The organism is Dietzia sp. DQ11-38-2, assembly GCF_014145055.1.
Taxonomy (GTDB): domain Bacteria; phylum Actinomycetota; class Actinomycetes; order Mycobacteriales; family Mycobacteriaceae; genus Dietzia.
On record NZ_JAALDW010000255.1, the window covers coordinates 1 to 5,167 of the forward strand.

Annotated in this window: 6 protein-coding genes; 2 read left to right on the plus strand and 4 right to left on the minus strand. The window is 71.0% G+C overall.

The features are described 5' to 3' along the window. On the minus strand, nt 1–466 hold a 466-nt coding region (locus tag G6026_RS09390), incomplete at its 3' end, for an acyl-CoA dehydrogenase family protein (RefSeq protein ID WP_182613003.1). Nucleotides 467–632: 166 nt separating this feature from the next. Between G6026_RS09390 and kstR the strand changes: the two genes are divergently transcribed. Beyond that, complete coding sequence (gene kstR, locus G6026_RS09395) at nt 633–1,415, plus strand: cholesterol catabolism transcriptional regulator KstR (RefSeq protein WP_182613004.1); 783 nt, start codon at nt 633–635, stop codon at nt 1,413–1,415. A gap of 98 nt (nt 1,416–1,513) precedes the next feature. Here the strand turns inward: kstR and G6026_RS09400 are convergent, their stop codons facing one another. After that, nucleotides 1,514–2,749, minus strand: coding sequence for a Glu/Leu/Phe/Val dehydrogenase (locus G6026_RS09400; protein ID WP_182613005.1), 1,236 nt, complete (start codon nt 2,747–2,749; stop codon nt 1,514–1,516). Between the two features lie 150 nt (nt 2,750–2,899). Here G6026_RS09400 and G6026_RS09405 point away from each other — a divergent pair, with 150 nt between their 5' ends. Continuing rightward, on the plus strand, nt 2,900–3,811 hold the full coding sequence (locus G6026_RS09405; RefSeq protein WP_107755712.1) for a LysR family transcriptional regulator: 912 nt from the start codon (nt 2,900–2,902) through the stop codon (nt 3,809–3,811). Nucleotides 3,812–3,902: 91 nt separating this feature from the next. Here the strand turns inward: G6026_RS09405 and G6026_RS09410 are convergent, their stop codons facing one another. After that, a complete protein-coding gene (locus tag G6026_RS09410; RefSeq protein ID WP_182613006.1) occupies nt 3,903–4,763 on the minus strand; it encodes a phytanoyl-CoA dioxygenase family protein in 861 nt (286 codons plus the stop codon). An 83-nt stretch (nt 4,764–4,846) separates the two neighbouring features. Continuing rightward, nucleotides 4,847–5,167, minus strand: a 321-nt coding sequence (locus tag G6026_RS09415; RefSeq protein ID WP_277815604.1) for an NAD(P)-dependent oxidoreductase, incomplete at its 5' end; no start/stop codon positions are given.

Here is a 5,167-nt window from a genome sequence, read left to right on the forward strand (position 1 = left end):
TCCCGCCGTAGGCGACACCCGGATCACCCGTCACCGTGGTCGAGCCCGCGGTGGTGGTGTCCCCAGTGGTCGAGCCCGCAAGGGTCGCCGCGCCGTGGCCCAGGCAGACGCCCACCGGCAGCCCGCCGTCGGCGATGGTCTCACCGAGGGCGGAGGCGACCGCGCCCCCGGCGCGCGAGACCAGCACGCCCGCGACGGCGGTCGACAGGATCGGGCCGGGGGCCATCCGGGCCGTGGCCTCCTCGAGCATGCAGGCCAGGTCGATGATCTCGGCCCCGGCCCCGCCGTACTCCTCGGCGACGGCGACGCCGAAGATCCCCAGTTCGGCCAACTGGGCCCAAAGTGCCTTCCACGCGTCCGGGTCGGTCTCCTGTGCGCGTACTGTGTCCACGGGATCGACGGACTTGGCCCAGGACCTGATCGAGTTCTGGATCTCGATCTGATCCGGGGTGGTGGCGATGCTCACGGTGGCTCCTCGTCGCGACGGGGTTCGAACCGGCGCGGGTCCGAGGACCGGCGCACTCCCCCATAATAGAACGTGTTCTAACAACCGTGTCCTAGAATGCACCAGCAGGACGTGATGACCGCACCCGGCCCCCGATCGGCCGTCGCCAGCCCAGGAGGCTCGCCTCATGACCAAGAGCTCGACCGAGACCGGTTCCGGTCCAGCCGCGTCCGATCCCGCGTCCCGTGGTGACGAGCCCAGCACCTCGTCGCAGCGGGAGCGGCGTCGCCGCATCCTCGACGCCACCTTGGCCCTGGCGGCCAAGGGTGGGTACGAGGCGGTGCAGATGCGGGCCGTGGCCGAGAAGGCCGAGGTCGCCGTGGGCACGCTCTACCGCTACTTCCCCTCCAAGGTGCACCTCCTGGTCTCGGCTCTGGCCCGTGAGTTCCGCAGGCTGGACCAGCGCACGGAACGTTCGGCACCGCCCGGGGACACCGCCCAGGAGCGCATGAAGGTCGTGGTGGACATGATCACCAAGTCCATGCAGCGCGATCCCAACCTCACCGAGGCCATGACCCGGGCGTTCATGTTCGCCGATGCCTCGGTGGCCAACGAGGTCGAGGAGGTGGGCTTCTACATGGACCGGATCATCGCCCGGGCCATGGCCCAGGGTGAGCCGGACGAGGTCCAGCTCTCGATCGCCCGCGTGGTCTCCGACGTGTGGATGTCCAACCTCGTCTCGTGGCTCACCAGGAGGTCCTCGGCCGCAGACGTCAACAGCAGGCTGGGGTTGACCATCGACCTCCTGCTGGGCACCGACGACTCGCCCCGCCGCGCGCGACTGCACACCGCGATCGGAAAGGGGAACGGGGCGGCCGAGGAGAACGGGGCCGAGGAGAACGGGGCTGAGGCGAACTCGCCTGCCGAAGAGCGACTGGCGGTCGACGCCGACTCCGCGGCCGGGGCCTGACCGGGCGCGCCCACCCGACTTTCCGCACACGCGCGCAACAACTGCAGCCGCACACGAGATCTCGTGTGCGGCTGCAGTTGTTGCGCGCGGATTCCCGGTCAGGGCACGACGACCGGCGGGACCTCGCGTACCAGGTGCGAGACGTCGGCCGTCCAGCGCACCGGGCCGTCCGCGGGAGTCCACCGGGTGAGCAGGTCCGACACCTTGGCCGTCATCTCCCGGCTGAGCCGCAGGAACGAGGTCCCGGGCTGATCGTCGACCTCTCCGAGGATCAGCCACCAGGCCCAGGCGACCGCGCCGGCGTTGGCCACGAAGTCCGGTAGCACCGCGATCCCGCGCGCCGTGAGGTCGAGCTCGGCGTCGATGGTGGTGGCGGCGTTGGCGGCCTCCACCACGATCGGCGCGGTGACGGACGCGCAGTTGTCCGCGGTGATCGCGTAGGAGACCGCGGCGGGGACCAGGACGTCGACGTCCATCCCGATGATCTGATCCCGCTCCAGACGCTGGACCCGGGCGGGAACCGCCGCCCGGTCGATCTCACCGAAGCGGTCGCGGGTGGCGAGCAGCGCGGGGATGTCGAGGCCCGCCGGGTCGTAGAGGGTTCCCGCGGCGTCGGCCACCGCGACCACGGTCATACCGGCCTCGTGCAGGTACCAGGCCGCCGCGCCACCCATCGTGCCCACGCCCTGGACCGCGACGGTCGTGCGGCCGACGTCCCAGCCGCGCACGTAGGCCGCCGCCAGGCACGCCTGCGCCACCCCGTACCCGCCGATCACGTCGCCGAGCAGCCCACCGGGCACCTCGGCCGTGAGCCCGCGGAAGATGCGGCCCGCGGTCGCGGCGGGATCCTCGGAACGCTCGATGGCGGCGTGGTAGGACTGCCGCATCCCCAGCCCCGCGAAGACCTCGTCGATCAGGTGCTGCGGAACCCCCAGGTCCTCGGCGGTCACCCAGTGACGATCGAGGAACGGGCGCATCGCCTCGCAGAACCTGGACAACACCTCGACGGCGCGCGGATCCTTGGGGTCGAAGTCGATGCCGCCCTTGGCGCCACCCACGGGGAGGTCGAACGCCGCGGTCTTACTCGTCATGCCCCGGGCCAGGTCCTCCACCTCACCCAGGGTGCAGCCGGCCCGCATCCTGGTGCCCCCGGTGGCCAGGCCACCGACGAGGGTGTCGACGACGAGGAAACCGCGGGCGCCCGTCACGTCGTCTTTCCAGTGCAACCGCAGGTAGGGCTCACGCGTGGTGGCCCGCTCCGCGGGCGGAGTCGGAACAGCCACCGGCACCGACCCGGTCGTCGCGGTGCTACCCGGAATCTCGATGGATGTCATCGTGCTCGCCTCCTGAAACGCCTGTGCCCGACTTTCCGTCGGGGTCATTTCAGGATGGGAGCGAGAACGGGCCCGGGTCCAGCGAGAATCGATGGACCTGACCGTTCATTTTTTCTGCACTGTCCCCGGTCAGCCCCTATTCTCGGGGCCATGGAGCCGTCACTGCATCGACTCAGGCTGCTCCGCGAGCTGGAGCGTCGCGAGACCGTGACCGCTGTCGCCGGGGCCCTGGACTACACGGTCTCCGCGGTCTCCCAGCAGCTCGCGCTGTTGGAGCGGGAGGCGGGGACGCCCCTGTTCGAGCGGCGCGGCCGGCGGATAGGTCTCACCGACGCCGGGGTGGTCCTCGCGGGGCACGCGGAGACCATCCTCGCCGCGGTGGAGGACGCCGGGCACGCGATGGAGTCGGCGCGGGCCGGGGTCGGGACCACACTCACCGCCGGCGTCTGGGCGTCGGTGGCCACCACCCTGCTGCCCGAGGGGATCCGGGTACTCGCCCGGGATCACCCGGGGATCGAGGTACGGAGCCGGGAGCTCGCCCCGGAGGACACCACGGGAGCCGTCCGGGACGGTTCCCTCGACCTGGCCTTCGTCCTCGACTACTCCAGCTACACGATGGCCCGCGTCCCCGAACTCACCCGGACCCCGATCGCCGTGGAGTCGCTACATCTCGTCGCCCCCCGCGGGTGGATGGACGCCGACGAGGTGGCGTTGGGGGACCTCGCGGCGAAGCCCTGGGTCCTGGCGCATCCCCGCTCGCACTTCGGGAGGGCGGTGCGGCTCGCGTGCCGCGAGGCGGGGTTCGAGCCGGACATCCGCCACGAGGCCGGCGAGCAGTCGACGGCACTCGCCCTGGTCGCGGCCGGCCTGGGCGTGACCCTGGCCTCCGATCTCGGCCTGAGCACCACGACCGCGGACGTGGACGTGGTGCGGCTGAGCGATGTTCTCACCAGGACGGTCTCGATCGCCTACCGGGAACGGGACGCCCGGCGCCGGCCGCTGCAGGCCTTCGTGGACGCCTTCACCGAGGCAGCCGTCGGACTGGGGCTCGACACCCCGTAGGGCGCGACCGCACTCGGTCCGCGGGCACGCCACCGGGCGTCAGCACCAAGTCTCAGCGCCGGGCCACAGCACCGGGCCTCAGTATCGGGCGTCAGCGCCTCGCGAGGAAGTCGGGGCGCCGCGCAGTCCCCGCGAAGGGGGTGGTCAGCTCGTTCTCCACGCTGTTGAAGACGACGAAGACGTTCGCCCTCGGCACCGGGCTGATGTTGCCCCCGGAGGCGTGGAGGGTGTTGCAGTCGAACATGGTCATCGACCCCGCCTCGCCGGTGAGGACGTGGAGCCCGTGGGAGTGGTACAGCTCCGCGATGTGCCCCTCGGACGGCACCCCTATCGTCGGCGCCGTGCTCACGAGGGACTCCTCGTAGTACGCCTCCGGCGTCTCGCCGGCGCACTGGACGAAGTATCTCTGGGTCCCCGGCATGATCATCAGCGGGCCGTTGAACACCTCGTTGCGGGTGAGGGCGAGGGAGGCGCTGCACGCTCGCGGACGGGGCATGCCGTCCTCGGCGTGCCACGTCTCGAAGTCCGAGTGCCAGTAGAACGCGCCGCCCGCGAACCCGGGCTTGTAGTTGAGTCGACTCTGGTGCACGTAGACGTCGGAGCCGAGGATCTCGCGGGCGAGTTCGACGGCACCGGAGTACTCGACCGCCTCCTGCACTGTCTCGCTCAGGATGTGGACGTCGAAGATGGATCGCACGGCGTCGCTGCCGGCCTCGCGGATGACCCGTGGGTCGGCGGCCATCGCGGGGTCGGCACCGATGCGGTGCACCTCCCCGAGGCAGGCGTCCACCCTGCCCGCGTCCAGTGCGCCCTGTCGCTGCACGTACCCGACCTCGGCGAAGCGCCGGATCTCGGGATCGTCGGCCCGGGACCACACGACCGGGTCGGGCCTGTCGATGATGGTCGGGGTGGTGGTCACGCGCGTGACGTAGTCGTCGACGGCCAGTGCCATGCAGCTCCTCTCGGTCGCCGGCGGATCTCGTCTACCCGCCTCTGACCTCGACCGTAAGCAGGGCGTTGACGACCCACAACCGGTCAGCCGCTGACGTATCCCCGGCCCTTGTCGACCGCGGGCCCGGGCTCGGAACCCCCGAGCCACGCGTGGAGGTGGTCCAGGAACTGCCGGGAGAGCGTGTCGCGCCAGCCCACCACGTCGCCCGACATGTGTGGGCTGATGTGCGCGCCGTCGAGCGTCCACAGCGGGTCGCCGTCGGGGAGGGGTTCGACGACGAGGACGTCCAGATGCGCCGAGAGTCTGCCCGCGGCGATCTCCTTGGTGAGGGCCTCCTGGTCGATCAGTTGGCCCCGCCCCACGTTGATCACGTGGGCGCCGTCCGGGAGCGCGGCCAGCTCGAC

Excerpts from the sequence above, each read along its gene's own strand:
- G6026_RS09410 (WP_182613006.1), bottom strand. The coding sequence starts at position 4,763 with ATGGCACTGGCCGTCGACGACTACGTCACGCGCGTGACCACCACCCCG.
- kstR (WP_182613004.1), top strand. The coding sequence starts at position 633 with ATGACCAAGAGCTCGACCGAGACCGGTTCCGGTCCAGCCGCGTCCGAT.
- G6026_RS09405 (WP_107755712.1), top strand. The coding sequence starts at position 2,900 with ATGGAGCCGTCACTGCATCGACTCAGGCTGCTCCGCGAGCTGGAGCGT.
- G6026_RS09400 (WP_182613005.1), bottom strand. The coding sequence starts at position 2,749 with ATGACATCCATCGAGATTCCGGGTAGCACCGCGACGACCGGGTCGGTG.